2 protein-coding genes and 1 pseudogene are annotated in these 1,900 nt (G+C 62.4%); all 3 read left to right on the top strand.

What is annotated here, in order from left to right; all coding sequences use genetic code 11:
- On the top strand, positions 1-956 hold a 956-nt coding region (locus tag VGP75_RS06020), incomplete at its 5' end, for an oligosaccharide repeat unit polymerase (protein ID WP_327542788.1).
- Positions 949-1,518, top strand: a complete 570-nt coding sequence (locus tag VGP75_RS06015) for an acyltransferase (RefSeq protein ID WP_327542787.1) — start codon at positions 949-951, stop codon at positions 1,516-1,518. The genes VGP75_RS06020 and VGP75_RS06015, both read left to right, overlap by 8 nt.
- Positions 1,515-1,900 (top strand): annotated as a pseudogene (locus VGP75_RS06010) (glycosyltransferase); the annotation flags it as partial. The gene VGP75_RS06015 and the pseudogene VGP75_RS06010, both read left to right, overlap by 4 nt.

The raw sequence follows: 1,900 nt of genomic DNA, 5'->3' as shown, positions 1-1,900 counted from the left end.
TGACCTTTGCGCTGATCCTGCAGGCCCGTGGGTTGTCGCTCTTTTCCGCTGATCTTTTGACCGCTTTCAATCAGGACAAGCAGATCAATGTGAACCGTGAGGGCGTGGGTGCGACGCTTGCGGGGATCAAGATGCTGTTTGTCGTGCCCAAATGCGCCTTTGTGTTGCTTCTGGCGCAGGGACTGGTGCTGCGTGCGCCGTGGCTCATGTTGCAGGCAGGTGTTCTGGCGCTTTTGCTGGTGATGATTGCGCTGGTCTCAGGGGACCGGTTCGAGCTTGTGGAACTCTTGGTTTTTGCCTGTGCCACCTATCTGATTGTGGGGGGCGCGACAGGGCTGCGGTCGGTCCTATGGATGATGGCGGGGGCGGCGGGTGTGTTCGGCATGGCCGCCTATATGACCGCCCTGCGCGGTGTGGATGCGGGCCTGCTGGAGCAGGTTGTCAGATCAACCTATTTTCTGGATATCAACGCCGCCGTGATGGTCACCGATCAGGTCAGGCCGGACACCTATTTGCTGGGCGAAAGCTATGGCTGGTGGACCTTCGGCTGGGTGCCCCGTGCGCTTTGGCTGGACAAGCCTGCGATTGATTTGGGCGTCTTTTTCAAACGCGATGTCATGGACGTTGCGACGGGCGGCGCATTCAACGTCACTGGTCCCGGTGAGGCGTTCATGAATTTCGGCTGGGCAGGGGCCTTTGTCGGGTTTGTGCTGGGCTGGGTATACCGGCGCGCCGAGGTGGTCTTGCTTGCACCGCGTCACTGCCTGCGCCTTGGCACGTTCTATCTCTACCCCTTGCTGCTTTACCCTTTCGTGCAGGCCACGCTGCATTCATCATTCAGCGGATTTATCGTTGCTGCGGTTGTACAGGCCGTGCTGATCATGGCGATGATTATGGTCTTCGTGCCGCGTTTGCGCGCGCGCCCTGTCAGGTACGCGGGGGTGGCGCATGTTTAGGGTGATGTTCTGGGTCTTGCGCATCGCGGCCGCTTTGACGCGCCGCGCGGGCGCTGTGCTGGCGACACGGCTGCACCGTGCCAGCCTTGCGAAAACGGGTGCCGGAACGCGGTTTCAGGCGGGGGTCCGGTTTGACAGCCCCGCGCAGGTTGAACTGGGTGCGGACTGCTATTTCTGGCGCGGTGTCGGGGTGTCGGGCAGGGGCGCGCATGCCGGCCTGCGGGTCGGGGACCGCGTGCAGGTCAACCAGTGTGCCCATCTGGACATGGAGGGTGGGCTGACCATCCACGACGATGTTCTGGTGTCCGAGCACGCCCTGATTTTCACCCATGATCACGGGCTTGATCCCCATAGTGCCGCCCGCCCTGCGCCCAAGGTCATTGGCGCGGGGGTCTGGATCGGTGCGCGCGCGGTGATCCTGCCGTCCTGTGCGCAGATCGGTGCGCATGCGGTCATCGGTGCCGGTGCGATTGTCACCCGTGACGTGCCGGCAGGCGCAATTGTGGCGGGTAATCCGGCGCGCATCATTGGCCATCGCAGCACCAAGGAGGTTGCCGCATGAAGATTTTGCATATTGTTCCCGCGTTCTATCCTGCGACCTATTGGGGCGGTCCGATCTGGTCCACCAAGGCGATTTGTGACGGGGTTTCCGCCTTGGATGGTGTCCAGTTGCGGGTCCTGACAGGCGATGCGGCAGGCCCTGCCATTGCGGATCGGGTGGTGCCAGTGCCGCTTGCTTATCCTGTGCATTATGCGCGGCGCATGGCGGGACATTGTATTGCGCCGGGGCTCTTGGCGCGGATGCCTGCGGCGATCCACTGGGCGGATGTCGTGCATGTGACAGGCACCTACAACATGCCGACTTTGCCAGCCTTTGTGCTGGCCCGCGCAATGGGCAAGCCTGTGGTCTGGTCGCCCCGTGGCGGATTGCAGGCCACTGCGGA

It is taken from the genome of Yoonia sp., assembly GCF_036007805.1.
Taxonomy (GTDB): Bacteria; Pseudomonadota; Alphaproteobacteria; order Rhodobacterales; family Rhodobacteraceae; genus Yoonia.
Note: the sequence above shows the minus strand (reverse complement) of the source record. Positions and strands in the feature narration are given on the sequence as shown.

What these genes read in the sequence shown, in the direction of transcription:
- VGP75_RS06015 (WP_327542787.1), top strand. Translation starts at nt 949, where the DNA reads ATGTTTAGGGTGATGTTCTGGGTCTTGCGCATCGCGGCCGCTTTGACG.